Source organism: Labrys sp. (in: a-proteobacteria), from assembly GCF_047605565.1.
GTDB lineage: Bacteria > Pseudomonadota > Alphaproteobacteria > Rhizobiales > Labraceae > Labrys > Labrys neptuniae.
The window spans coordinates 1-24,638 of record NZ_JASGFM010000006.1 but is presented as its reverse complement, the minus strand read 5'-3'; the positions used below and the strand labels follow the sequence as shown (position 1 = coordinate 24,638).

Below are 24,638 nucleotides of genomic sequence, written 5' to 3'. Positions count from 1 at the left end.
ACCCTTGAAAGGCAGATTCGTCATCATCGCCGCCGCAGCCCTGCTGTCCTCCTCCGCTGCGCAGGCGGGCGAGTATGCGCCGCTCGACTGCGCCAAGGCGGCCTCGCCGGCCGAAAAGGCCGTCTGCGGCAGTTACGCCCTCGGTCAGGCCGAAGCCCGCATGGCCACGCTCTACGGCGTCTCGATGTCGCTGGTGGCAATGGGCCAGCGCGGCAATATCGGCGAGGCCCAGCAGGCCTGGATCAAGACGCGCGAGGCCTGCGGCGCCGACACCGCCTGCCTCGACAAGGTCTATGGCGAGAGGATCGGCATGCTGGACGAGGTCATCCGCAACATCGCTTCGCACGGCCCGTTCTAGCCGGAGAGCCGGCAGGCCCCGCAAACCGGGGCCTGCGGCGGCCTGGAATCCCCATTTGTCCTTGGCGTTGCAATCCCTTCCTGCTATTGCGCGCGGATGAGCGAAGAACTGATCGAAAATATCCGGAATTTCTCCATCGTGGCCCATATCGACCACGGCAAGTCCACCCTTGCCGATCGTCTGATCCAGGCCACGGGCACGCTGACCGACCGCGAAATGGTCGAGCAGGTGCTCGATTCCATGGATATCGAGCGCGAGCGCGGCATCACCATCAAGGCGCAGACCGTGCGCCTGAACTATCGTGCCCAGGACGGCAAGGACTATGTCCTCAATTTGATGGACACGCCCGGCCATGTCGACTTCGCCTATGAGGTCTCACGCTCGCTGGCGGCCTGTGAGGGCTCGCTCCTGGTGGTCGATGCCTCCCAAGGCGTCGAGGCGCAGACACTCGCCAATGTCTATCACGCCATCGATGCCAATCACGAGCTGGTGCCGGTGCTCAACAAGATCGACCTGCCGGCGGCCGAGCCCGATCGCATCAAGCAGCAGATCGAGGACGTGATCGGCATCGACGCCTCCGAGGCCGTGCCGATCTCGGCCAAGACCGGCCTCAACATCGACCTGGTGCTGGAAGCCATCGTCACCCGCCTGCCGGCGCCCAAGGGCGACCGCAACGCCCCGCTCAAGGCGTTGCTGGTGGATAGCTGGTACGACGCCTATCTCGGCGTGGTCGTGCTGGTGCGCATCTTCGACGGCACGCTCAAGAAGGGCCAGCGCGTCAAGATGATCGGCACCAACGCCCAATACGAGGTCGATCGCCTCGGTGTGTTCAGGCCGAAGATGCAGGCCATCGCCGAGCTTGGGCCGGGCGAGATCGGCTTCATCACGGCGGCGATCAAGGAAGTGGCCGATACCCGCGTCGGCGATACCATCACCGACGATCGCAAGAACACCAACATCGTGCCGCTGCCGGGCTTCAAGCCGGCCCAGCCCGTGGTGTTCTGCGGCCTGTTCCCGATGGATGCGGCGCAGTTCGAGGATCTGCGCGCCGCCATGGGGCGGCTTCGCCTCAACGACGCCTCGTTCTCCTTCGAGATGGAATCCTCCGCGGCGCTCGGCTTCGGCTTCCGCTGCGGCTTCCTCGGCCTCCTGCATCTGGAAATCATCCAGGAGCGCCTGGAGCGTGAGTTCAATCTCGACCTGATCGCCACGGCACCCTCTGTCATCTACAAGATCAACATGACCGATGGCAGCCATATCGAGCTGCACAATCCGGTCGACATGCCGGATGTCGTGAAGATCACCTCGATCGAGGAGCCGTGGATCCGCGCCACCATCCTGACGCCGGACGACTATCTCGGCTCGATCCTCAAGCTCTGCCAGGATCGGCGCGGCGTGCAGGTCGACCTCAACTATGTCGGCAAGCGCGCCATGGTGCAGTACGATTTGCCGCTCAACGAGGTGGTGTTCGACTTCTATGACCGCCTGAAGTCGGTATCGAAGGGCTATGCGTCCTTCGACTATCATCTGACCGACTACAAGGAAGGCGATCTGGTCAAGATGCAGATCCTGGTCAATGCCGAGCCGGTGGACGCGCTGTCGATGCTGGTGCATCGCGACCGGGCCGAGAGCCGCGGCCGCGCCATGTGCGAGAAGCTGAAGGACCTCATCCCCCAGCACATGTTCGTCATCCCGATCCAGGCGGCGATCGGCGCCAAGATCATTGCCCGAGAGACCATCCGGGCCTTGCGCAAGGATGTCACCGCCAAGTGCTATGGCGGCGACATTTCCCGCAAGCGGAAGCTTCTGGAGAAGCAGAAGGAAGGCAAGAAGAAGATGCGCCAGTTCGGCAGCGTCGACATCCCGCAGGAAGCCTTCATCGCCGCGCTCAAGGTGGATGGGTAAGCGGAGCCGGCGGCTTTTCCTGGGACCGCCAGCATCTTGCTGGCATCTTAAAACCCTCACTCAGGGAGTGAGGGTTTTCGAGTGAGGTGTCGCGCTCGAGAAGAGCCAATCCTCGGCCTTTTCGCACAGACGAGCCTGTACCGGATTCTGTTCGATATAGTAGCGGGCAGCCTCGAAATGGCGCTCGTCACGGATCTTCCGGTCGAAATATTCCCGGAACCAGACCTTCCCTTCCCGTTGCAGCAGCCGGTTTATACCGAGTGCCGTATAGGACTTCCAGGAACCGACTATAGAGCTGTGGGCGTGCCCGCCGACGGGCGTCATCAGGGCATGAACGTGATTGGGCATGATGCACCAGGCGTGGAGCCGGTATCGAGTTCCGTCGAAAAAAAACAGAGCAGTCCGAACGATATTCGCAACCTTGGGCGAGGTCAGGAATGCTTCGCCGTGCCCTCGATCGAGTATCTCCTCCAAGCGCTTCCGCTGTTCAATCACGGCTTTTTCTTCAGGTATTTGGGACAGGTCGGCCAACGCCTGCTTCACGATAGGCAGCGGCAATGAATCCGCGAGCCGAAAGCAGATGGACTGCAGAGCCTCGCCAGCTTCCCAGTGAGGAAGATAGCCGCGTGAATACCATTCTGTTTGGAGGGTCTTCATGGGAACGGCGACCACGATGAGGGCTATCAAGAGCCAGCAGGATGCTGGCGATCCCAGGAACGGCCAACGCCCCTCACTCGCTGTAGCGCTCCTCCCGCCAGGGATCGCCGCGATTGTGATAGCCGCGCACTTCCCAGAAGCCCGGCTTGTCGCGGCTGGCGAATTCGATGCGGCTGAGCCATTTGGCGCTCTTCCAGAAATACAGCCGGGGCACGACGAGGCGCACCGGGCCGCCATGGTCCGAAGTCAGCGGCCTGCCTTCCCAGGCATGGGCGATCAGCACGTCCTCGCCGAGGAAATCCTGCAGGGAAAGGTTGGTGGTGTAGCCATCGGCCGAATGCAGCACGACGTGGCTCGCTTCCGGCTTGGGGTGCACGATCTCGGCGAGGGCTGATGTGGGCAGGCCCTCGAAATGATTGTCGTAGCGCGACCAGGTGGTGACGCAGTGGATGTCGCAGACCTGCGTCACCTGGGGCTGGGCCGCGAAGGCCGCAAAATCCCAGACGACCGGATTTTCGACCGCACCGAACACATCGAGCTGCCAGCGCGCCTTGTCGATGCCGGGCTGCAGGCCGAGATCGAGCACCGGCCAGTCCTTGACGAGATGCTGGCCGGGTGGCAGGCGGTCGCTCTGAGGCCGGGAAGCCCGGCCGGTGAGGAACTTGCCGGCCTGGGCCCAGAGCTGCTTGGTGCGGGTGAGCTTTGAATCGGCCGGCGTCGCCGGGTCTTCGTCATCGGCCATGGTGCCCTCCAAAAAGACAAGATAATGCATATTTCGATGGATGGTAGGTCGGCTGCTATAAGGGCCGTACCCGAATCGAGGTCCTCATGTCCGCTGACGCCAATCCCCTCCTCGCCCGCTGGTCCACCCCCTTCGAAGCGCCGCCCTTCGCCGATATCCGCACCGAGCATTATCATCAGGCCTTCGAGACGGCGCTGGCCGAGAACAGGACTGAGATCGACACGATCGCCGGCAATGAAGCGGAGCCGAGCTTCGATAACACGCTGGCGGCGCTGGAACGGTCGGGCCGGTCGCTCGACCAGGTCGCCTCGGTGTTCTTCAACCTGGCCGGCTCGAACACCAATGACGAATTGCAGGCGATCGAGCGCGAGATGGCGCCGATCCTGTCGCGCCACCACACCGCGATCTATCTGAACGACGCCCTGTTCCGGCGCGTCGACGCCGTCTTCGCCCGCCGCGCCGAACTCGGCCTGTCGCCGGAGCAGGCCCGTGTGCTCGATCGCTATCACACCGCGTTCCGCCGGGCCGGCGCCGGCAGGCCCGAGGCGGTCAAGCAGCGTCTCGCTGCGATTTCCGAGCGCCTCGCCAGCCTTGGCACCCAGTTCGGGCAGAACGTACTGAAGGACGAGAAGGCCTGGTCGATGAAGCTCGACGGCGAGGCCGATCTCGCCGGCCTGCCCGATTTCCTGCGCTCTGCCAGCGCCGGTGCGGCGGGTGATCGTGGCGAGAGCGGTCATGTCGTCACGCTGTCGCGTTCCCTGATCGAGCCCTTCCTGCAATTCTCCGCCCGCCGCGACCTGCGCGAGACGGCCTTCAAGGCCTGGCTGGCCCGTGGCGAAGGGGGCGGCGAGACGGACAACCGCGCCTTGATCGCCGAGATGGTGGCGCTGAGGGCCGAGCGCGCCAGGCTCCTGGGCTATCAGACCTTCGCCCATTACCGGCTCGATGATTCCATGGCCCGCACGCCCGAGGCGGCGCTCGATCTCCTGCGCTCGGTGTGGCAGCCGGCCCGTGCCCAAGCCGAACGCGAACGCGCGGGCCTGGAGGCTCTGGCCGCTGGCGAGGGCGACAACATCGCGCTGCAGGCCTGGGACTGGCGCTACTATGCCGAGAAGAAGCGCCGCCAGGAATTCGACCTCGACGAGGCCGAGCTCAAGCCCTATCTGCAGCTCTCCAAGATCATCGAGGCGGCCTTCGACACGGCCCGGCGCCTGTTCGGCATCACCTTCACCGAGCGCAAGGACGTGCCGGTCTATCATCCCGACGTCAGGGCCTTCGAGGCAAAGGATGCGGGCGGCGCCAGCATCGGCCTGTTCTATGGCGACTATTTCGCCCGGCCCTCCAAGCGCAGCGGCGCTTGGATGAGCGCCTTCCGCAGCCAGGAGCGGCTGAACGGCGCGATCAGCCCGATCATCGTCAATGTGATGAATTTCGCCCGCGGCGCCGAGGGCGAGCCGACCCTGCTGTCCTTCGACGACGCCCGCACTTTGTTCCACGAATTCGGCCATGGCCTGCACGGCCTGTTGTCGGACGTCACCTATCCCCTGCTCTCGGGCACCGGCGTGGCGCGCGACTTCGTCGAATTCCCCTCGCAGCTCTACGAGCACTGGCTCGAACAGCCCGAAGTGCTGCAACGCTATGCCGTGCACTACAAGACAGGCGAGCCGATGCCGAAGGCCCTGCTCGATCGCTTGCTTGCCAGCCGTACCTTCAACCAGGGCTTTGCCACGGTGGAATATGTCTCCTCCGCTTTGGTCGATCTCGAAATGCATCTGCTTGATAAGGCCGAGGGCTTCGACGCCGGTGCCTTCGAGGCCAAGGTGCTGGGCGAGATCGACATGCCCCGGGCCATGGTGATGCGCCACCGGCCGCCGCATTTCCAGCATGTCTTCTCGGGCGAGGGTTATTCCTCGGCCTATTATTCCTATCTGTGGTCGGAGGTGCTCGATGCCGACGGCTTCGATGCCTTTGTCGAGACCGGCGATATCTTCGATGGCGAGACGGCCCGCAAGCTCAAGCAGTTCGTCTATGCCGCCGGCAACCGGCAGGATGCCGCGCAGGCCTATCGCGACTTCCGCGGCCATGATCCCAAGCCCGAGGCCTTGCTGAAGAAGCGCGGCCTGGCGGCATGAGGGGGTGCCGGTCTTCGGACCGGCATTGACCCCCTACGGTCGTCTTGGACATGCCGGTCTGAAGACCGGCACACCGCTACGCCGCGTGCCGCTCCGCGGCGGCGCCGAAATGGTCGACATAGCGGGCGCTGATCTTCTCGACCGGCAGGACCACCAGCACGTCGGTAGTGCCGAACTGGTGGTCGACCACTGCGCCGTCGCCGAAAGTGGCGCCGAGGCGCAGATAGCCCTTGATCAGCGGCGGCAGGGCATGCAGCGCTCGCTTGACGTCGATGCCTTCCTTGGCGATGCGGTTCATCGAGACATAGCGCTCCGGCACGGCCTTGACGCGCCATTCGCCCTCGGCGGCAGCATGGTGGTGCAGGAAGGCGAGCGGCAGGGCAAGGCGGCTTGGGTCGGTGCCCTCCAGGCTGGCGCAGCCCAGCATCACGTCGATCTTGTGATGCAGCACATAGGTCCAGATCCCGTGCCAGAGCAGTTCCACCGTGCGCTTGTTGCGATAGGCCGGCAGCACGCAGGAGCGGCCGAGCTCGAGGAAGCGGCGGCCGGGATGGGCGGCTATCAGCGGCTCGATGGCATATTCGCCGGCCGAATAGAAGCCGCCATGGCGCTCGGCCACGTCCTGGCGCAGCAGGCGATAGGTGCCGACCACGCGGCCGCCCGGCTTGCCCAGCTTGGTGGGAGCATCATGGTCGATCACCAGCAGATGATCGCAGAGCGTATCGTAATCGTCGCGGTCACGCCTGGAGATCAGGGACAGCGCGTCGGGAATGGCCGCCATCTCCTCGTAGAACACTTGATAGCGCAGCTTCTGCGCCTTCTTCACGTCCCTTGCGGTCTCAGCCAACCGCACTTCCAGGGAGCCGATGCGTCCGAGAGTCATCGGCAGACCGATATTCTCGATGCGACGCTGGCGCAAGGCGGGCTTCAGCCGGCGGCGCGGCGCCAAGGGCACGATGCCGGCCGGCAGCCTGCTGCCCCAGCCGCGCGGATTGATCATTGCAAACAAGCCTTTCGGCGTCGTCGTCGGCATCTTCAGCCCCTGCCCGAATCCCCATCGGAGCAGCATCATCACAGTTTTCGCACGGATTTGTGACAACAAGCCGCAGTATCGCGTTACCTGATCAGGCAGGCTCTTTCGGCGCCATGGCTTGGTCGATCGCCACCACGATCAGGCCGAGGGCAAGGAAGCCCGCCAGGATGACGAGGCCGTTGGCGAGGGCGCCGCCATAGCCGAGGACCGTGACGTCGGCGAAAGGGTAGAGATAGCGGCCGGTCAGGGCGCCGTAGAGCAGCGAATAGGCGACATAGAGCAGGGGGTAGAGCATCCATGCCAGCGGGTCGCGCCAGCTCAATCGTCCCTTCGGCACGAAGAGGAGCCAGTAGAGCACATACAAGACCGGAACGACGCGATGCAGCACGCTGTCGACGGCAAGCGTCAGGCCGCTCATCGGGCGCAGCCCGGTGAGAAGGGCGGCGAAGATCACGCCGACCACGAAGATATAGATGGCCACGGCTGCCCGGGTTCCCGGCCGGGTCAGCAAGCCGTCGCGTTCTCCCAGAAGGGCGCTGGCCCCGGACACGATCGCCACCAGCGTGTTGGTGAGCACGGTGAAGTAGCTGAAGACGAGGATGACGCCCTCGAGCGCGCTGCCGCCCCGCGCCTGCACGGCCTCGATGCCCAGCAGCACCTGCAGCAGCACGGCGGCGCCTGCGATGAGCGCGATCATCGCTGCGAAGAGGCGCCCGAGCCCTGGATTGCCTGTCACGACGTACCTCGCCGTGGCTGCGATCCGCAGCTTAGCAATGGATCCATCATCATGATACCGTCAAACGTCATTGCCGGGCCCGGATGGCGGAGCCGGCGAGTGCGCGATCGAGTGCTACCAGCGCGAGGCCGAGGCCGTAGAAGGCCAGAAGGATGAGGGCAGCATTGGCGAGGGCGCGGGGATAACCGAGCACCGGCACGTTGGAGAACGGGTAGAGATAACGCCCCGTCAGAGCACCATAGATCAGCGAATAGACGACATAGAGCGCCGGAAAGGCGAGCCAGGCCAGCGGATCGCGCCAGGCCAACCGGCCCTTTGGCACGAAGATGAGCCAATAGAGCGTGAAGAGCACCGGCACCACCCGGTGCAGGGCGATGTCGACGGGGACGGCGAGGCCCGTCAACTGCCGCAACCCGGCGAGAAGCACGGCATAGATCACGCCGACGATGACGATGTAGACGGTGACGGCCGCCCGGGTCGAGGGCCGGGTCAGGAATCCATCAGCCTCTCCGCGCAGGGCGCAGGCGGTGGCGACGACGGCCAGGATCACATTGGCCTGCAGCGTGAAATAGCTGAACACGGTGACGAGGCCGTCGAGCGCCGTCCGACCCTGTGCCATCACGAAGGACGTTACGATCCAGGCACGCAGAACGACGGCGAGCCAGGCCGTGACGGCGATCAGCGCCGCAAAAAGGCGTCCGGCTGCCTGGCTGCCCGTCATGAATCACCTCGATCGCTGCTGCGGCTGGCAACCCAGTCTAAAGCATCGAGCCGAAAAGTGGACGCCGGTTTCGCGAGAACGATGCGGCCACAATAACTTACGGCCTCGGCCGAGGCTGGCAAACCCGCAGCGGTCAATAGGGATCGCTGCGTTCGAGGATCTCCTGGCCCATCAGCACGCAGTCGCCCGGGATCTGGGCGTAGATCAGGCGCATGCGATACTCGCCCTTGTAGATCGAGCCCTCGACCTCGATCACATCGAAACGCCCCTTGCCGACCAGGGCGCCGACGGTACCGATCGCCTTGACGCTATCGGCATCGACGCGGGCGCGGTCGTCATTGTCGGAATGGAAAGCCAGCAGCTTGGTGGCCTGCTTCACCGCGGCATCGGCGCAGCGGGGGCGGGGAGCGGCCAGGGAAGCGGTGGTGCCGGCGAGCAAGGCAAGGGAGGCGAGAAGGACGGAAATGCGCATGACATGTCTCGGGTGAACATCGGCTGGGTGGTGTCTGCAGATAGCGGCTTGGCGGCCGCGTCGCCAGCGTGCCGATCAATCCACCCGGCTGCTGACATCCACGATCTCCTGGCCCAGCATGGTGCAGCGGCCCTGCGCATAAAGAATACGCACGCGATACCGCGCGCGATTGACGAAGCCGACCACCTCGATCACATCGAGGCGGTCACCGATCTCGGGGCGCTTGATCGGTGGCAGCACGCGGATCGGCAGTTCGCTCAAAAGAGCGTAATCGAGCGAAGTCCCGTAGTTGAAGGCGATCAAGGCTTTTGCCCTGCGTCCGGCATCTCCCATGCAGGGATGCTCCGCCGCCATCGCCAGGCCTGACGAGAAAGCTGGCGAGAAAGAAAGGGCAGCAGCGAGAAGCAAAAGGGAAGAGCGCAAGAGGATCACCTTTGAAGGAGTGGCGGATGCCATCGATAATCCGTCATTCTGCCGCTGATGGTGCGCTTTCGCTCACGCCAGCACCGTCGCCCTGTCCGTCCGCGCCCGGTAGCTCAGCGCCTCGGCGATGTGGATCCGGCCGACATCGGCCTCGCCGTCGAGATCGGCCAGGGTGCGCGAAACGCGCAGCACGCGGTGGAAACCGCGGGCGGACAGGCGCATGGCCTCCGAGGCGTCGCGCAACAGCTTGGTGGCGGCCGCATCGGGGCGGGCGACCTCCTCGACCACATTGACCGGCACGCTGGCATTGGTGGAGCCATCGGGCAGGCCAAGCGTGCGATAGCGCCGGGCGGCGCGGTCGCGGGCCTCGGCCACCCGGGTCGCCACCTCGGCCGACCCCTCGGCCGGCGGCGGCAGGATGAGATCGGCGGCGGAGACGGCGGGCACCTCGACGACGATGTCGATGCGGTCGAGCAGCGGGCCGGAGATGCGGGCCTGGTAGTCGGCGGCGCAGCGCTCCACCGGCCCACGCCGGCAGGCGAAGCCGGGATCGTTGGCCTTGCCGCAGCGGCACGGGTTCATCGCCGCGACGAGCTGGATCCGCGCGGGATAGGCAACGCGGGCATTGGCCCTGGCGATCACGGCCTCGCCCGATTCCAGCGGCTGGCGCAGGGCATCGAGGGTCTGCGGCGCGAATTCCGGCATCTCGTCGAGGAAGAGCACGCCGTGATGGGAGAGCGAGACTTCGCCCGGCCGGGCATGGATGCCGCCGCCGATCAGCGCCGCCATCGAGGCCGAATGATGGGGCGCGCGGAAGGGGCGCCGGCTGGTGAGTTCGCCACCGGCGAGCTGGCCAGCCACCGAATGGATCATCGAGATTTCCAGGAGCTCCGCCGGCACCAGGGGCGGCAGGATCGAGGGCAGCCTTGCCGCCAGCATCGACTTGCCAGAACCCGCCGGACCGATCATCAGGAGATTATGCGCGCCGGCTGCCGCCACCTCCAAGGCGCGCTTGGCGGTCTCCTGGCCCTTGATGTCCCTGAGATCGGGCAGGGTGGCCGGCGCCGCGGCGATGCGCGGCTGCGGGCGAGAGAGCAACTGCGTGCCCTTGAAATGATTGACCAGCTGGATCAGGGAGCGCGGGGCGAGAATGTCCATGTCGGGGCCGGCCCAGGCCGCTTCCGGACCGCAGGCGGCCGGGCAGATCAGGCCGAGCCCGCGGCCATTGGCGGCGACGGCCGATGGCAGCACGCCGGCGACCTTGGTGATGGTGCCGTCGAGGCCGAGCTCGCCCAGCACGCAGTAGCCCTCCAGCGCATCATGCGGAATGGCGCCGATGGCGGCCATCACCCCGAGCGCGATGGGCAGGTCGAAATGCGAGCCTTCCTTGGGCAGATCGGCCGGGGCGAGATTGACGGTGATGCGCTTGGCCGGCAGGGCCAGGCCGGCGGCGGTCAGGGCGGCGCGCACCCTTTCGCGCGCTTCCGACACCGCCTTGTCGGGCAGGCCGACGATGGTGAACACCACCGAACCGGTCATAATCTGGACCTGCACGTCGACCTGGCGCGCTTCCACGCCCTCGAATGCCACCGTCGCGACGCGCGATACCATCTCGTTCTCGTTTCCCCATCAACCCCGCCGACGATAGCGGGGAAGCGCGGCATCGCCAAGCAAAATGAGAACAAAACGTGACTATCGGTGCTCGACAGTTCGGTGAGCACCGAAACATTCGGCTGCGGTTCCAGCTAGGCAGGAGGGCATGAACAGCCTCGATGAGAACGGGAACGCGATGGCCGGCATGGCGAACATGGCAAACCAACCGGTGTTGCTTCTGGCGCTTTCTGCCCTTTGGGGAGCGTCCTACGCCTTTATCAAGGTCGGCGTCGAAACCATTCCACCGGTCACGCTGATCGCCGCCAGGACCCTGATTGCAGGAGCCATTCTCGTCGCCGTCCTCCGGCTGCGCGGGCTGGGATTGCCGGCGGATCGGCGGATATGGGAGCGCTTCGCTCTTCAGGCCTGCCTCAACAGCGTCGTGCCTTTCACCCTGATCGCCTGGGCCGAACAGACGACCGATGCGGGCCTTGCGACGATCCTGAATTCCACCTCGCCGATCTTCGCCTTCCTGCTGACGGCGGCGCTCACCCGCCACGAAGCCGTCACCGGCCGCAAGCTGTTCGGCGTTGCGGCAGGGCTGATCGGAACCTGCCTGATCGTCGGCGTGGAGGCGCTCGGCGGCTTCGGGCATGAAATGGGCGCGCAGCTCGCCATCGTCGCCGCCACGCTCTGCTATGCCGGCGCCGCGATCTTCAGCAAGTCCTTCAGGGGGCTCGATCCGATGATACCGGCCGCCGGCTCGCTGGTCTCTGGCGCGATGGTCCTGGTGCCGGCCAGTCTCATCGTCGATCGCCCCTGGACCTTGGCTCCCAGTGCCACTTCCGTGCTGGCTCTCCTTGCGCTTTCTGTTTTCTCGACGGCTGTGGCTTTCGTGATCTATTTCCGGCTCGTGCAAACGCTCGGTTCCGTCGGCACGACCGCACAGGCTTATCTTCGGGTGCCGATCGGTGTTGCGATCGGCGTCCTGTTTCTTGGAGAAACGTTATCCTCGACGGCTTGGGCGGGCCTGGCCTGTGTGGTCGTCGGTGTCGTCGCCATGACGATGCCAGCCCGAAAGCTCGGATGATAAGCCTCGCCTTGGCTCTTCAAGCCCATGCGATTCGAGGAATGGTGAGTCTGTCTCTCATAACCTTTCGGTTATGTCTGGCGGCCAACATACTATTTGTAGCGATTTCCGCCCTCTGCGACATTCCCCCAAGCTCTGCATCCTCTGCCGCCAAACAGGCCATGAGGAAAAACAAAAGAGACAGATTGGGGAGGCGCGCATGAAATTGTCATATGCCCTTGCGGTTATCGGAGCCTTGCTGTTGTCGGCCCTGGCGGCCGGCCCGCTCGCAGCAGCTCCGACTTCCTCGATGGAACCCAGGACCGGTCCTCAGGGGTCAGCCTTCTGGGACGACGTGCCCACCGAGGTGCCGGCCGGCGCCAAGCGCGGTGACATCTATTGGGTGCAGCAACGTTTCGACGCTCCAAAGGGCGCCAAGGCCTGGAACGTCGTCTATGTGACGGAAGGGGCCGATGGCAAGCTTACCTATGTGTCCGGCGAGATCTACCTGCCAGCCGCCTCCAGGAAGCAGCCTGGGCACCTCGTGCTCTGGAACCACGAAACGGCCGGCATGCAGGATAGCTGCGCGCCCTCCCGGCGCAGCCTCGTCGACAAATGGGGCATTCGCATCCCCGCCCTGGAGCAGATGCTGGACAAGGGCTTCGTGGTCGTCGCCAGCGACTACCAGGGGCTGGGCACGCCCGGCTCCACGGCCTATCTCAACGGCGCTGCCCAGGCCAAGGCCTCCCTGGACGCGGTACGCCTTGCCCAGACGTTTCCCGGCGCGGATGCCGGGCCGCGCTTCGTCGAATATGGCTGGTCGCAAGGCGGGCAGACATCGCTCTGGCTTGCCCATCTCCAGCAGGCCTACGCCCCCGAGCTCGAATTGCTCGGCGCGGGGGAAATCGCCCCGGCTTCCCGGCACTGGGATCTGACCGAATACGACCTGACCACGACAGCCACGGGTGGCTATTATATCTCCCGCATGGTCGGCCTGCGGGTCGGCCATCCCGAACTCGCGCTGCGGGATGTGCTGTCGACCGACGGACTGGAAATGCTCGAACATCTGAGCGCGGGCTGCTGGGCGATCGCGGAGAAGACGGAGGGGAAGCCGACCACGCTCTTCGCCAATCGCGATGGCCTGCAGCCGGGCAAGCCCTGGCGCCAATGGCTGGAAGCGAACGATGCCTTCCTGCCGGTCAGGAACGTGCCGTTCGTCTTCTTCCAGGGGGACAAGGACATTGCCGTGCCCGTCGAGCTCAACCGCAAGGTTGCCCGGGATCTTTGCCAGCAGGGCGTGACAGTCGACTACCGCGAGAGCAAGGGCCTCGACCACGAAAACATCGTGCCCGTCGCTGTCGCGGCCCTTCCCGACTGGTTCGCCGATCGCTTCAAGGGCGTTCCAGCACAAAGTGCCTGTGCCGGGATACCATGAGGCCGGTACGCGGAATGCCGCCCCTGGCCGTCCCATATCTGCTCGAAAACCAGGAGATCGCAGACTGGGCTTATCGAGTGAGTCGATAGCACTGGCTCGCCTGCCGGTCACTTGCACTGAACCGGTGCCCCCGATGGCGACGCGCGAAACGCTTCAGCGTTTCATTCCCTGCAACAACGAGGACAGTCCCGGCTCCTCGACGACGAGGGCCGCATCGGCCGGCAGGACCCAGCGCACCTGGCGCTGGCCGATCTCCTTCCAGGTCGGCAAGGTCGCATTCACATGCAGAGGGTAGACGCAGACCTCGACAAGATCGAAGTGCTCAGCCTGGCGTTTCCAATAGATGAAGCTGCCGCAGGGTTTTTCGCCTACGGTCCCGACCAGCCCGGCCTCCTGCTCTGCCTCGATTCGTGCGGCTTCCCAATCGTTGCGCCCCTTCATCGGCCATCCTTTCGGGATCGACCAACGGCTGGTCTCGCGCGTGGTGATCAAGCACACTTCCAGGCGCCCGTCCCGTTCGCGCACGGGAAGGGCACCCACTTGATGCCGCATATCAGGCTGGCGTTTCTTTTTGTCCTTCTTGGTCATTGTCCTGACACTATAGCGCAAAAGAGCACATATTATGTCAGATATTCGACCTTGATTGTTGTTTTGGCAACATGTGACGATCAAAAAGCAGTCTGCCGGTTACAACGCCCAAATGGTGCGGTTTTCGCCCTGTACGAAAGCCGCAGCGCGATGCCGCAAGGTACCGGCCATCTTTCCCGGCGGCCTGCAGAAGGAGGATCTGCCAATGGATCCCAAGGAGGAATGGCTCCGCTATAGCGGCTGGGACGCCAGCGAGCAGGACCGTCGGCTGCGCGACGGGATCGCCTTGCTTTTCGACCTGGAGAAGCTCACGCCGAGGCAGCAGCAGCTGTTGCATATGGCGAGCTTGCGGCTGACGCTGCAGGACCTGCCGTCCGCCGCCTATCCAGGGCAGGAAGCCGAGCTTCGTGCCCTGGCGGAGATCGAGTTCCAGGACCAGGCTTGATCGGCCCGTCCCGGCCCTCTGCCATTCGGCCGGGACCGGCCGCAGTTGGACACATCGGGGCGACTGCCTTTGCCGAACAGGATCGGCCGGATAGGGTGCGGCGAGGAGCCTCGATTCGACCGAAAGCGAGCTATTTATGTCCATGAATATCCGGATCGCCCTGCCGGAGGATGCCGGTTCGATGGCCCGACTCATCAACGAGATCATCGCGATCGGTGGAACCACGGCGCATCGCCGGCCCTTCGACGAGCACCGCATCCGCGCCGAATTCATCGCCGTCCTGCGTGGAATCTGCTGCTTCGTGGCGGTGGAGAATAGGCAGATCCTGGGTTTCCAGGCTCTCGAATGGTGCGATCCGGACTGGCCCGGCGAGGATCGGCTGCCGGCGGACTGGGCGGTCATCGCGACCTATGTGGCGCCGGCGGCGCATGGCAGGGGCATCGGCCGTGCCTTGTTCCGGGAGACGGCGGGAGCCGCCAAGGCGGCGGGCGTGCGCTTCATCGACGCCACCATCCGCAAGGAGAACGGAGGCGGCCAGGCCTTTTACGCCAGCATTGGCTTTGTCGACTATCGCATTGGGGCCGAAAGCATTTCAAAGCGTTTTGCGCCCAGCTGACGCCTGGCGCCGCTACCCGGCTAGAGCGTTTTTCAAGAAAAGTTGATAGACTTTTCGATTAAGAAAACGCGTTAGAACAAAAGGTTAGAGAGAAAGTGCGATTCAACGAAATCGCACTTTCTCTAGACGGCGCTGATGCTTGCGGAACAGGGGACGCCTGCTGTCGCAAAAGCCGGTCTGCCGGCGAGGGTCAGGCGGTTTCCACCGCCGCCGCCATGTTCAGCGGCGGTCCATCATAGTGGGCGCGGGGGCGGATCAGGCTGCCCCGGGCCGTCTGCTCGAGCATATGGGCGATCCAGCCGACAGAGCGAGCCAAAGCGAAGAGCGTGAAGGGCGCACTCGCCGGCAGGCCATGGCGGTCGGCCAGGGCCGCGAGGGCGAAATCGACATTCGGCGGCTCGTCGCTATGTTCTGCCACGGCTTCGCGGATGCCCTCATAGATCTCGCTGCATGAGAAGCAGGCCAGCAGGGCGGTCGCCCGGGGATCCCCGTCGGGATACAGCGGATGACCGAAGGCGGGCAGGCGATGGCCGCGGGAGAGCCAGTCATGCACGGCGCGACGGGCGCCGATGCGATGGGCGGTCTCGGCCAGGGCCTGCACGCTCACCGCGGCCGTGCCATGCAGCGGGCCGGCGAGGGTGCCCAGCCCCGCCAGCAGGCCGGCGGCCAGCGGAGCGCCCGTCGATGCTGCCGTGCGGGCAGCGAAGGTCGAGGCGTTCAGCTCGTGATCGGCCAGCAAGACCAGGGCGCGCCGGATGAGATCGGCGGCATCGGGCGCCTGCCAGGCCAGTGCCGCCTGTTGGTGTAACGGCAAGGTACCATCGGAACCGCCGCCGAGCATGGCGGCTGCCATGGTGCCGACCAGCCCCGCCGCTTCCCGGCAGAGCACGGCATGGGAGCGCCCGCCCGTAGGGAAGTCGTGGCTGGCCCGCCGCGCCAAAGCGAGCAGGGCGGCTTCGAAGGGATTGGTCGGGATCGGCGTGCCCTTGACGGTCGGCGGGAAGGCGAGGTCGACCTTGCCGACCTGCCAGAGCAGCCGCGCGATCTCCTCGAGGCCTGCCTGCTCCGACAGGCGGACGGTGTCTTCGCCGCGATACCACAGGCGGCCATCGGCGATGGCGGAAAGGCCGGAGGCCAGTACGGGCTCGCCGAAGGAGATGGTTTGCGCGGCGACATCGGCCACACTGCGCCGCCCGGCATGGCGCCCTGCCAGCCTCTTGACGTCCTCGCCATGATAGAGGCTGCGTCGTACGTCCTGCGGATGCGGCCTGGTCCGGATCCTGCCGCGGCTGACATTGGCGTAGAGCGTCTGCGGCTGGACCTTGAGCAGGGCGAGAGCTTCTTCGGAAGTGATCCAGGGCATCGGTGCAACCGGACAGATATGTTGACGATTTTAATCAAGATTGACGTCAATGCTAAAGCGTCAGCATGCTTGCCGCAATACGGGTTTCATTGAGGAGATTGCGATGAACAATGGATTGGACGATGTCATTGCCACCGAGACCGTGATGTCGGATGTGGACGGCCTCGCCGGCCGGCTCGTCATTCGCGGCCATTCGCTCGACGATCTGGCCGGCCATGTCGGTTATGAGGAACTGGTCGGCATCCTGCTCGACGGCTTCTTCGAGGATCTGCCCGGCCCGAAGGAATTGGCGCCTCGCCTTGGCATGGCTCGCCGAGAAGTCTTCGAGATGCTGGTCTCCGAAGGCCTGCCGGATGCAAATCTGCCGGCCACCGAAGCCCTGCGCGCTGCCATAGCCCGGCTTGCGGACGGCGAGGATCTTGCCCTGGCGCTTCGGCTGATCGCCGCGCCGGCGGTGCTCACCCCGGCCATCATCCGGCAGCGGCGGGGCGAGACGGCGGTCGCACCGGATCCGAAGGCCGGTCATGCCGCCGACATGTTGCGCATGCTGCATGGGGCCGTGCCACGGCCGGAGGCTGCCGCCGCCCTCGATACCTATCTGGTCACGGTCAGCGACCACGGCCTCAATGCCTCGACCTTCACCGCCCGGGTGGTCGCCTCCACGCAGGCCGGCCTGACCTCCGCGGTGCTGGCGGCGCTGAGCGCGCTGAAGGGGCCGCTGCATGGCGGGGCGCCGGGCCCGGTCCTCGACATGCTCGACGGCATTGCCGCCGCGCAGACGGCCGAGGCCTGGCTGGAAGCGGCGCTCGATCGGGGCGACAGGTTGATGGGCTTCGGCCATCGCGTCTACCGCGTGCGCGACCCCAGGGCCGAGGCCCTCAAGCGGGCCGTCACGGCGTTGTTCGGTCCGGGCAGGAACGACACGGGCCGCCTCGCTCTGGCCGAGCATGTGGAAGCGGCGGCGACCAGCATTCTCGCCCGCCGCAAGCCGGACCGCTCGCTGCAGATCAATGTCGAGTTCTACACGGCCTTGCTGCTCGAAGCCCTCGGCTTCCCGCGCGAGAGCTTCACCAGCGTCTTTGCCACCGGGCGGGTGGTGGGCTGGGTCGGCCATGCCCGCGAGCAGGTGCTCTATGGCCGGCTGATCCGGCCGCAGTCCCGCTATGTCGGCCCGCGGCCGGACCAGGCCGCCTGAAACGCACGAAAGCGGGCTCCGGCGACGGAGCCCGCTTTCGAAGCTTTGCTTGACTTCAGGCTGTCGCCGTCGCCAGGCGTGAGCGTACGCCCGCCAGGATGAGCAGGACGGCCAGCAGGAGAACCAGGCCTGCCGCGACGAACACGCCGCTCGCGCCGCTGACGTCGAAGATCGTGCCGCCGCCGGCGGCGCCGAGAGCGATGGCGAGCTGGATCACCGCCACGATCAACGCCGTGCCGCTTTCGGTTTCGTCCGGCACGGCGCGGGTGATCCAGGCCGTCCAGGCCACCGGCACGGCGCCGAAGGCGAGGCCCCACAGGGCGATCAGCACCGTATCCGCCGCCGGTGCGCTGCCGAGCCCGGCGAGCATCAGGCCGAGCACGCCCATCGCCAGCGGCATCGCGGCCAGGGTCAGCCGGAGGCTGCGCTCCAGCAGGAAGCCGCCGAGGAAGGTGCCGAGGAAATTGGCGATGCCGAAGCCGAGCAGGATGGCCGACATCGTGCTGATGCCGACCCCCGTCACCGTTTCCAGGAAGGGCCGGATATAGGTGAAGAAGGCGAAATGGCCGGTGAACACCAGGGTGACCGCGATCATGCCGAGGCCGATCTGCGGCCGCATCAGCACTTCCCACAGCGTCCTCAGCCGGGCATGCCCGCGCGGCTCCAGGCGCGGCAGGGTGGTGAACTGCACCACCAGAGCGAGGGCGCCGAGGCCGGCCGCCATCAGGAAGACGGCGCGCCAGCCGGCGATGTCGCCGACATAGCTGCCGACGGGAGCGGCAAAGACGGTCGCGGCCGAGACGCCGCTGAACAGGATCGACAGGGCGCGTGGCACCAGCGCCTCCGGCACCAGGCGCATCACCGTGGCGGCTGACATGGTCCAGAAGCCGCCGAGGGCGATCCCGAGCAGCACCCGTCCAGCGATCAGGGCCGGCAGGCTCGAAGCGGAGGCGACCAGCAGGTTGGAGGCGATCAGCAGGATCGAAAAGGCCAGCAGGACGATGCGGCGGTCGAGGCGCCGGGTCACCGTCGCCACGAGCAGGCTGGTGATCAGGGCCACCGTGGCGGTTGCGGTGACGGCCTGCCCGGCCACGCCTTCGGTGACGCCGAGATCGCGGGCCATCGGTGTCAGCAGGCTGGCGGGCAGGAATTCCGCCGTGACCAGGCCGAAGACGCCGAGCATCATGGAGACCACGGCGCCCCACAGGGCGTTCTGCGATCCGGGTGCTGACGTCGCGCGTGCGGCGGGATTATCCCTGAAAGCCCGATTCGGGCCGCGATCCGGTTCGATCGCGTCAAGCGTCGAGGCGCTCTCCAACGCTTCGCTCATCTGTCTTTTCCTGTCGAAGTGACCTGGAGCAAAACGCGTTCAGGCGGAACGCTGATTTGCTCCAACGGGTTGGGTTGGCGCGTTTTTGCAATTCTAGGTGTCCCGCCAAATCGCAAAACGCTATTGCGTTGCAGCAACATAGGGTGGACATCTCGGACGATCCATGTCACTAAATCCGAAATGATTTACCATTCGTCCGGACTTGAGCGCGTGCGTCGTGATAACCCGCCGGCCGACCTGATGAGCGAACTGCTCCTCGGGATGCGGCTGAATGGCGTGCAATATCGGCGCCTGCATGCTGCACCCCCTTTCGGCGTGCATTTCGGCACGGTCGAAGGACGGGCCCAGTTCCATTTCGTCGCCTGCGGCACGGTCTATCTGCGCATGGCCGGCGGGGCGGTACACGCTCTCGGGCCCGGCGATGCCGTGCTGCTGCCACGCGGCGGGGAACACTGTCTCGTTTCCGCACCGGACCTGCCGAGCCAGGATGTCGGCGCCTATGAGGCGGTCCCGCTCTGTAAGAGCGTCAGCGCCGTTTCGGCCTGCGTCGAGGAGACCTGCCCGAGCCAGCATGCGCATGTCTTCAGCGGCTGCATGGAGTTCGATCTCGGCGGCATGCATCCGCTGGTCGCCCAGATGCCGGAGGTGATGCTGGTCGGCACGCTCCTGGAGCGCCAGCCGGAAATCGAGCCGATGTTGCGGGCGATGGAACGCGAGGTGCTGACGGAGCGGGTCGGCTCGGCGGGCATCCTGGCGCGGCTGGCCGATGTGGTATCGGCTTCCATCGTGCGCGGCTGGGTGGAGTGCGGCTGCGGGGAGACGGCTGGCTGGCTGGACGCGCTGCGTGACCCACGTCTGAGCCGCGCCATCGGCGCCATGCATCGTGACCCCGGCCGGGACTGGACGGTGGCGGAACTGGCCCAGGAAATGGGAGCCTCGCGTTCGGTCTTTGCCGAGCGCTTCCTGGCGGTGACCGGCCAGACGCCTCTGCGCTATGTCACCGAGCTGCGCATGCGCCTGGCGGCCGAATGGATCGGACGCGACCATATGTCGATCGATACCGCCGCCCAGCGTCTCGGCTATGCCTCGCAGGCTGCCTTCAGCCGCGCCTTCAAGCGCGTGACAGGCAGGCCGCCGGGGGCGTTGCGCACGGAAGGGCCTCTCGCGCGGGCGTAAGCGCAGGCAGCCGCGCAGAGAGGCGCGACCAGCCTTCCCCGGCTTCGTCGTGATATATCAGCGAGGCCCGGGAGCATCGCTTCCGTGCATCCGTTCGGCCCGGTTGCCGGCCTGCTGGAAGTGTGTCAGAAATTTGGCACAGAGGACGTCGCCCCACAGAAGGGAGCCTCATGCCGGCTGATGAGCCTGTTGTCGCCTGGTTGAACCGTCGCAAGCACGCTGCGGCCGTTTGGAGTGTGGCAAGGGCGCCTGAGACAAACGCTCATTTTACGTCTCGCCGGTTTTCCTTCGCCGATATCGCATGGGACGATGGTGCGCTCTTCGAGCCCCGCGCTTCGCCTCTTCGGCCCTACAGGCCCTCCAATAACGGCAAACCCTGCAGAGAATGGGATCCCCACCATGAGTGGACGTGAGAAGCTGCGCAGCCTCAGCGACATCTATCGTTTCCTGCGCATGAACGAGACGCCGATCTATGTCGTCACGCCGACGCCCTTCAACCTGCTCGGGCTCGACGAGTGGGTGGGCGGCCTGGAATTCATCAATTACTTCGACATTTTCGACGGCAGGCACCCTCGGGTCTTCGTGCCGCCGCGCACCGGGCCGGTCGAATTCAAGTCGATGGAGGATGTCGCCAACTATCTGGTGGCGCATCCCGCCTTCCGGGCCCGCATCCGCAAGAAGCCGCGCGGCAAGGCCATTTTCGTGATGTTCGACGAGGAGACCGAGGAGCTTTGCGCCGAGGCCGGCGTCGATGTCGCCCTGCCCAAGGCCGCCTTGCGCACGCGGCTGGATTCCAAGATCGAGACGACGCGGCTCGGCAATGAGGCCGGGGTGGCCAGCGCGCCCAACACCATGGGCCTGGCCTCGACCTATCAGGAACTCGAAGCCCTCGCCGCCGCCGCGGGGCTCGGCAGCGACCTCGTGGTGCAGACGCCTTACGGGGATAGCGGGCGCACCACCTTCTTCGTCAAGAGCCAGGCCGACTGGGACAAATACGCCGCCAAGATCATCGGCCAGGAACTGAAGGTGATGAAGCGCATCAATCACCTTCCGGGTACCATCGAGGGCTGCTGCACCCGCCACGGCACGCTGGTCGGCCCGGTGATGACCGACATCACCGGCTTTGCCGAGATCACGCCCTATAAGGGCGGCTGGTGCGGCAATGACGTCTCGCCCACCATCCTGCCGGGCGATGCGCCGGACCGGGTGCGCGAAATGGCGCGCAAGCTCGGCGACCGCCTCTATGCCGAGGGTTATCGCGGCGTGTTCTGCTGCGACTTCCTGCTCGATACCGATACGCATGAGGTCTATCTGGGCGAGCTCAATCCGCGCGTCTCCGGCGCCTCGCCGCCGACCAATCTGATCACCACCATCTATGGCGGCTGCCCGCTCTTCCTGTTCCACCTGCTGGAATTCCTCGATGTCGATTACGACCTCGACGTCGAGGCGGTGCAGAGCCGCTGGAAGGAATATGACCACTGGACCCAGCTCATCCTCAAGCAGACCGAGGACAAGGTGGAGCTGCTCACGCGCGTGCCGCAATCGGGCATCTGGCGCATGAACGATCGCGGCGAGATCGCCTATCAGCGCTCCGCCCTCGATTTGACCAGCGTCGGTGACGAGAACGAGGCTTTCTACATGCGCGTGTACGGCGTGGGAGAATATTGCTACCATGGCGCCGACATGGGCTGTCTGCTGGCGCGAGGCCGGATGCAATCGGACAGCCGCGAACTGCTGGCGCGTGCCAAGAAATGGAACGCTGGCATCAAGGCGCAATTCGAGTCGGTTCCCCTGTCCGCGATGACGGCCATCGTGCCGCCGGTGGACATGGCCTCGGCCAAATGGATTTGAGGGGTTTGACCAGATTGGTTGCAAGAACTCGACCTTTGTCATTGCCGGGCTTGACCCGGCAATCCAGCCTTACCGAGCATCGAAGACGGGGCCGCTGGATGCCCGGGACAGGCCCGGGCATGACAATCCGGGCTATTTTTAACTCGCCCAGAGCTTCGAGGCAGGCTTTGACGGCATGAGTGGACAAAAATGAACGTAGGGTTCCGCAGCTTGCGGGAACAAGGCCCGGGACCGGCCTGGAACGCGGTGTTCCAGGCCGGCTGGCCGGGGTGGCGACAATGGTTTCTGGAACGGGGCGGCGCGCAGGCGCCCAGCCTCACCGATGCGACACGCGCCGTGCGGCGCTTCATGCCGGAAATGGAGGGGCTGTGGTCCGGACTGGTGGCGGCGGTGCCGTCGGACGAGGATGTCGCCCGCTTCCTGAGCTTCTGGACTCCGCCGCGCTATCTCGTCCATTGCAGCCAGGCCGTGCTGGTCGATGCTGAAGGCCCCATCCTGGTGCGCAACTACGATCTGGCGCCGGAGCTGAACGAGGGCACGCTGCTTCGCTCGCGCTGGCGCAGCCGGGACGTCATCGGCATGGTGGACGGCCTGTCCGGCCTCGCCGACGGCATGAACGATGCCGGCCTCGTGGTCTCGCTCACCTTTGGCGGGCGTGCAGTGGCGGGCCGGGGATTCGGCGCGCCCATGATCGTGCGCTATCTCCTGGAGGTCTGCTCCGATACCTATCAGGCCGTGGAGGCGCTGCGCTCGGTTCCCTGCCACATGGCCTATAATGTCACGGTGCTCGACCGCCAGGGGCGCTCTGAAACGGTTTATCTCTCGCCCGACCGGCCGGCGATCGTCTCCGGCAAGGCTTTCACCACCAATCACCAGCTCGGCGTCGAATGGCCGAGGCATGGCCGCCTCTCGCGTACGGTGCAGCGGGCCGAGGCCCTGGAGCGGATCCTGGCCGATCCCGGACTCGACGGCGCCGGCCTGGCCGCCGCCTTCCTGACCCCGCCCTTGCTGGCGACCAGCTACGCGCAGGGCTTCGGCACGGTCTACACGGCCTGCTACCGCCCGACCGCCGGCGCCGTCACCCTGCTCTGGCCCGGCCAGGCCGCAAGGCACTGGACCTTCCAGGATTACGGCCAGATCGAGTTCCAGGTCAGCTATCCGGATTGATCGCTTGCTTCGAAGCCAGCATTTTCACCCTCCCCCTCCAGGGGAGGGTGAAGAAGCCTATCGTGCCGGTTGCAGCATCGTCTCCAGGTCGGGCAGTTCGCTATGATGGACGAGGAGCACGCCGAGCTTGCGGGCGAGCTGCTCGGCCGAGTTGGTGAAATCCCGGTTGGAGACCACCACGGCGTAATCGGCGTCGACATAGCCGGCGGCGGCATGGGCTTCCTGCACCGCCTTGTTGCCGACCGGATTGCCGAAATAGAGTTTGCATTGCAGGGCGACGGTCATGTCGTGGCGCTGCGCCAGGATGTCGATGCCCTGATCGCCCGACTGCCCCGTCACCTCCGCTTCCCAGCCGGCCTTGCGCAGGAGATCGGCGCAGAGATGCTCGTAATCCTGCGGCGTGATTTCCTCCATCGCTTCCGGGATGCGTGCATCGGGCTGGGCCGAGGCCCATTTGCTCACCATGCGGGTGGCCAGGGCGTCGAAACGGGCGATGTCCTTCTCATCGAGCGAGAGCTTGGTCGACTCGCGAAAGCGCACCAGTTCATCCCGCCATTTGTCGAACTCCTCGGCGCCATAGGCATTGATGCGCACGAGTTGGCGATAGCGCTTGGTCAGGGCCGGGCCGTGGCGGCGGATCAGGCGCCGCCATTCGGGGCTGTCGCCGCCGACGGGCAGCAGGCCGAGCCGGGTCGCCAGCCAGACCAGCACGAGGGCGGCAAGGGCAAGGCCGGCGGCGATGCCCGTCAGGCGGTCGAGACGCGCCAGATTCATCGCGACGATGAAGACGATCGCGAATTTGGTCAGGTTGACCCATGTCGACGCGCGAAATATGCCGAATCCCCGAAACATGGGCTGGTTCTAGCGCAAAGTTCTTGCCAAGAGGTTGGATGGGGCCGGTAATGAACGGCAAAACGGATATGGGAATGGCCATGACCGAGATCGAAACGCTCAGCGCCCGCATCGATGCGCTGGAGACACGTGTGGCCTTCCAGGACGAGACCATCGAGGATCTCAACCAGGCCATCATTGCGCAATGGAAGCAGATCGAGGCGCTGAACCGGTTGCTCGTCCAGCTCCAGGATCGCGTCGAGATCGGCGAGCAACGGGCCGATCTCGCCGGGTTGCCCGAACCGCCACCGCCGCACTATTGAGGATCGAGACAATCATGCCGGAACCGACCGTGACCGAAGATCCGCAATCCTCCGCCCCGATATCGCTTGCTCAAGCGGCCCGCCTTCTGGGCGTGGAAGCCAAGCCGCTCGCCAATGTCGCGCGCCAGCACGGCTTCTTCACCGCCATGGGCCGGGAAGTCTTCTTCACGCAGGAGCAGCTCAAGCAGGTGAAGGCGCTGCTGAAGGACAAGGCACGGGCGGAGAAGAGGGCCGATTCGCGCAAGCGCAAGCCAGTCTCGACTTTTGGCGTGCATGAGAGCTCCGAATTGCGCAAGCAGCGCCGTCGCACCAAGAAACGCCAGGCCAAGAAGGAAGAGTAGGGTCCCTGGGACCGCCGGCTTCCAGCCGGCTCTTCCTCGCCTGCAAACGCTCTGTTTCCAAGAGCCGGCTGGAGCGTTTTGCGATTTGGTGGAATCACCAAGAATCGCAAAGACGCGTCGAACCAAAGAGTTAGAG

At 65.3% G+C, this 24,638-nt stretch carries 25 protein-coding genes; 13 read left to right on the top strand and 12 right to left on the bottom strand.

Features of this window, described 5'->3' with window-relative positions; translation table 11 throughout:
• The first annotated feature begins 4 nt into the window (after positions 1 to 4).
• Positions 5 to 358 carry a lysozyme inhibitor LprI family protein gene (locus QM672_RS08080; RefSeq protein ID WP_415081812.1) on the top strand — a complete coding sequence of 118 codons (354 nt, stop codon included), beginning with the start codon at positions 5 to 7 and terminating at the stop codon, positions 356 to 358.
• A 96-nt stretch (positions 359 to 454) separates the two neighbouring features.
• Positions 455 to 2,263: a translation elongation factor 4 gene (gene lepA / locus QM672_RS08075; protein WP_311934124.1), complete on the top strand. Its 1,809-nt coding sequence runs from the start codon at positions 455 to 457 to the stop codon at positions 2,261 to 2,263.
• Positions 2,264 to 2,323: 60 nt separating this feature from the next.
• On the opposite strand, the gene QM672_RS08070 is transcribed toward lepA, so the two are convergent.
• Positions 2,324 to 2,920, bottom strand: a complete 597-nt coding sequence (locus QM672_RS08070; protein ID WP_415081810.1) for an REP-associated tyrosine transposase — start codon at positions 2,918 to 2,920, stop codon at positions 2,324 to 2,326.
• 73 nt (positions 2,921 to 2,993) lie between these two features.
• Entirely contained in the window at positions 2,994 to 3,662 is a 669-nt protein-coding gene (locus tag QM672_RS08065; protein ID WP_415081808.1) for a sulfite oxidase-like oxidoreductase, read from the bottom strand.
• 86 nt (positions 3,663 to 3,748) lie between these two features.
• Here QM672_RS08065 and QM672_RS08060 point away from each other — a divergent pair, with 86 nt between their 5' ends.
• A complete protein-coding gene (locus QM672_RS08060) occupies positions 3,749 to 5,794 on the top strand; it encodes a M3 family metallopeptidase (protein WP_415081806.1) in 2,046 nt (681 codons plus the stop codon).
• Positions 5,795 to 5,870: 76 nt separating this feature from the next.
• Here QM672_RS08060 and QM672_RS08055 read toward each other — a convergent pair whose 3' ends face one another.
• From QM672_RS08055 to QM672_RS08030, 6 genes are all read right to left on the bottom strand, one after another.
• The gene (locus QM672_RS08055) at positions 5,871 to 6,794 is read right to left on the bottom strand and encodes a GNAT family N-acetyltransferase (protein ID WP_415082047.1); all 924 of its coding nucleotides are present in this window, start codon (positions 6,792 to 6,794) and stop codon (positions 5,871 to 5,873) included.
• A 124-nt stretch (positions 6,795 to 6,918) separates the two neighbouring features.
• Positions 6,919 to 7,563: a Pr6Pr family membrane protein gene (locus tag QM672_RS08050; protein ID WP_415081804.1), complete on the bottom strand. Its 645-nt coding sequence runs from the start codon at positions 7,561 to 7,563 to the stop codon at positions 6,919 to 6,921.
• Positions 7,564 to 7,630: 67 nt separating this feature from the next.
• Entirely contained in the window at positions 7,631 to 8,284 is a 654-nt protein-coding gene (locus tag QM672_RS08045; RefSeq protein ID WP_311934130.1) for a Pr6Pr family membrane protein, read from the bottom strand.
• A 133-nt stretch (positions 8,285 to 8,417) separates the two neighbouring features.
• Positions 8,418 to 8,756: a hypothetical protein gene (locus QM672_RS08040; RefSeq protein WP_311934131.1), complete on the bottom strand. Its 339-nt coding sequence runs from the start codon at positions 8,754 to 8,756 to the stop codon at positions 8,418 to 8,420.
• A 75-nt stretch (positions 8,757 to 8,831) separates the two neighbouring features.
• Positions 8,832 to 9,059: a hypothetical protein gene (locus QM672_RS08035; RefSeq protein WP_311934132.1), complete on the bottom strand. Its 228-nt coding sequence runs from the start codon at positions 9,057 to 9,059 to the stop codon at positions 8,832 to 8,834.
• Positions 9,060 to 9,251: 192 nt separating this feature from the next.
• Positions 9,252 to 10,790 carry a YifB family Mg chelatase-like AAA ATPase gene (locus QM672_RS08030; RefSeq protein WP_311934134.1) on the bottom strand — a complete coding sequence of 513 codons (1,539 nt, stop codon included), beginning with the start codon at positions 10,788 to 10,790 and terminating at the stop codon, positions 9,252 to 9,254.
• Positions 10,791 to 10,938: 148 nt separating this feature from the next.
• Here QM672_RS08030 and QM672_RS08025 point away from each other — a divergent pair, with 148 nt between their 5' ends.
• A complete protein-coding gene (locus QM672_RS08025) occupies positions 10,939 to 11,862 on the top strand; it encodes a DMT family transporter (protein WP_367623589.1) in 924 nt (307 codons plus the stop codon).
• Positions 11,863 to 12,061: 199 nt separating this feature from the next.
• A complete protein-coding gene (locus tag QM672_RS08020) occupies positions 12,062 to 13,276 on the top strand; it encodes a lipase family protein (RefSeq protein WP_415081800.1) in 1,215 nt (404 codons plus the stop codon).
• 153 nt (positions 13,277 to 13,429) lie between these two features.
• Here QM672_RS08020 and QM672_RS08015 read toward each other — a convergent pair whose 3' ends face one another.
• A complete protein-coding gene (locus QM672_RS08015) occupies positions 13,430 to 13,816 on the bottom strand; it encodes an NUDIX hydrolase (protein WP_367623591.1) in 387 nt (128 codons plus the stop codon).
• A gap of 253 nt (positions 13,817 to 14,069) precedes the next feature.
• On the opposite strand from QM672_RS08015, the gene QM672_RS08010 reads away from it, so the two are divergent.
• Complete coding sequence (locus tag QM672_RS08010) at positions 14,070 to 14,309, top strand: hypothetical protein (protein WP_415081798.1); 240 nt, start codon at positions 14,070 to 14,072, stop codon at positions 14,307 to 14,309.
• Positions 14,310 to 14,445: 136 nt separating this feature from the next.
• Positions 14,446 to 14,925 carry a GNAT family N-acetyltransferase gene (locus QM672_RS08005; RefSeq protein ID WP_415081796.1) on the top strand — a complete coding sequence of 160 codons (480 nt, stop codon included), beginning with the start codon at positions 14,446 to 14,448 and terminating at the stop codon, positions 14,923 to 14,925.
• Positions 14,926 to 15,115: 190 nt separating this feature from the next.
• Here the strand turns inward: QM672_RS08005 and QM672_RS08000 are convergent, their stop codons facing one another.
• Positions 15,116 to 16,288: a citrate synthase gene (locus QM672_RS08000; RefSeq protein ID WP_415081794.1), complete on the bottom strand. Its 1,173-nt coding sequence runs from the start codon at positions 16,286 to 16,288 to the stop codon at positions 15,116 to 15,118.
• Positions 16,289 to 16,391: 103 nt separating this feature from the next.
• Between QM672_RS08000 and QM672_RS07995 the strand changes: the two genes are divergently transcribed.
• Entirely contained in the window at positions 16,392 to 17,483 is a 1,092-nt protein-coding gene (locus tag QM672_RS07995) for a citrate synthase/methylcitrate synthase (RefSeq protein ID WP_415081792.1), read from the top strand.
• A gap of 55 nt (positions 17,484 to 17,538) precedes the next feature.
• Here QM672_RS07995 and QM672_RS07990 read toward each other — a convergent pair whose 3' ends face one another.
• Positions 17,539 to 18,813, bottom strand: coding sequence for an MFS transporter (locus QM672_RS07990; protein ID WP_311934142.1), 1,275 nt, complete (start codon positions 18,811 to 18,813; stop codon positions 17,539 to 17,541).
• 240 nt (positions 18,814 to 19,053) lie between these two features.
• Between QM672_RS07990 and QM672_RS07985 the strand changes: the two genes are divergently transcribed.
• From QM672_RS07985 to QM672_RS07975, 3 genes are all read left to right on the top strand, one after another.
• A complete protein-coding gene (locus tag QM672_RS07985) occupies positions 19,054 to 19,989 on the top strand; it encodes an AraC family transcriptional regulator (RefSeq protein ID WP_415081789.1) in 936 nt (311 codons plus the stop codon).
• Between the two features lie 399 nt (positions 19,990 to 20,388).
• Entirely contained in the window at positions 20,389 to 21,840 is a 1,452-nt protein-coding gene (locus QM672_RS07980) for a biotin carboxylase (protein ID WP_311934144.1), read from the top strand.
• A gap of 189 nt (positions 21,841 to 22,029) precedes the next feature.
• Positions 22,030 to 23,007, top strand: a complete 978-nt coding sequence (locus tag QM672_RS07975; protein ID WP_415081787.1) for a C45 family autoproteolytic acyltransferase/hydolase — start codon at positions 22,030 to 22,032, stop codon at positions 23,005 to 23,007.
• Between the two features lie 57 nt (positions 23,008 to 23,064).
• On the opposite strand, the gene QM672_RS07970 is transcribed toward QM672_RS07975, so the two are convergent.
• Positions 23,065 to 23,859: a restriction endonuclease gene (locus QM672_RS07970; RefSeq protein ID WP_415081785.1), complete on the bottom strand. Its 795-nt coding sequence runs from the start codon at positions 23,857 to 23,859 to the stop codon at positions 23,065 to 23,067.
• Between the two features lie 80 nt (positions 23,860 to 23,939).
• Here QM672_RS07970 and QM672_RS07965 point away from each other — a divergent pair, with 80 nt between their 5' ends.
• Together QM672_RS07965 and QM672_RS07960 are read left to right on the top strand one after the other, a co-directional pair.
• Entirely contained in the window at positions 23,940 to 24,161 is a 222-nt protein-coding gene (locus QM672_RS07965) for a SlyX family protein (RefSeq protein ID WP_068283664.1), read from the top strand.
• A 14-nt stretch (positions 24,162 to 24,175) separates the two neighbouring features.
• Complete coding sequence (locus QM672_RS07960) at positions 24,176 to 24,502, top strand: hypothetical protein (RefSeq protein WP_394314000.1); 327 nt, start codon at positions 24,176 to 24,178, stop codon at positions 24,500 to 24,502.
• Positions 24,503 to 24,638: the final 136 nt, after the last annotated feature.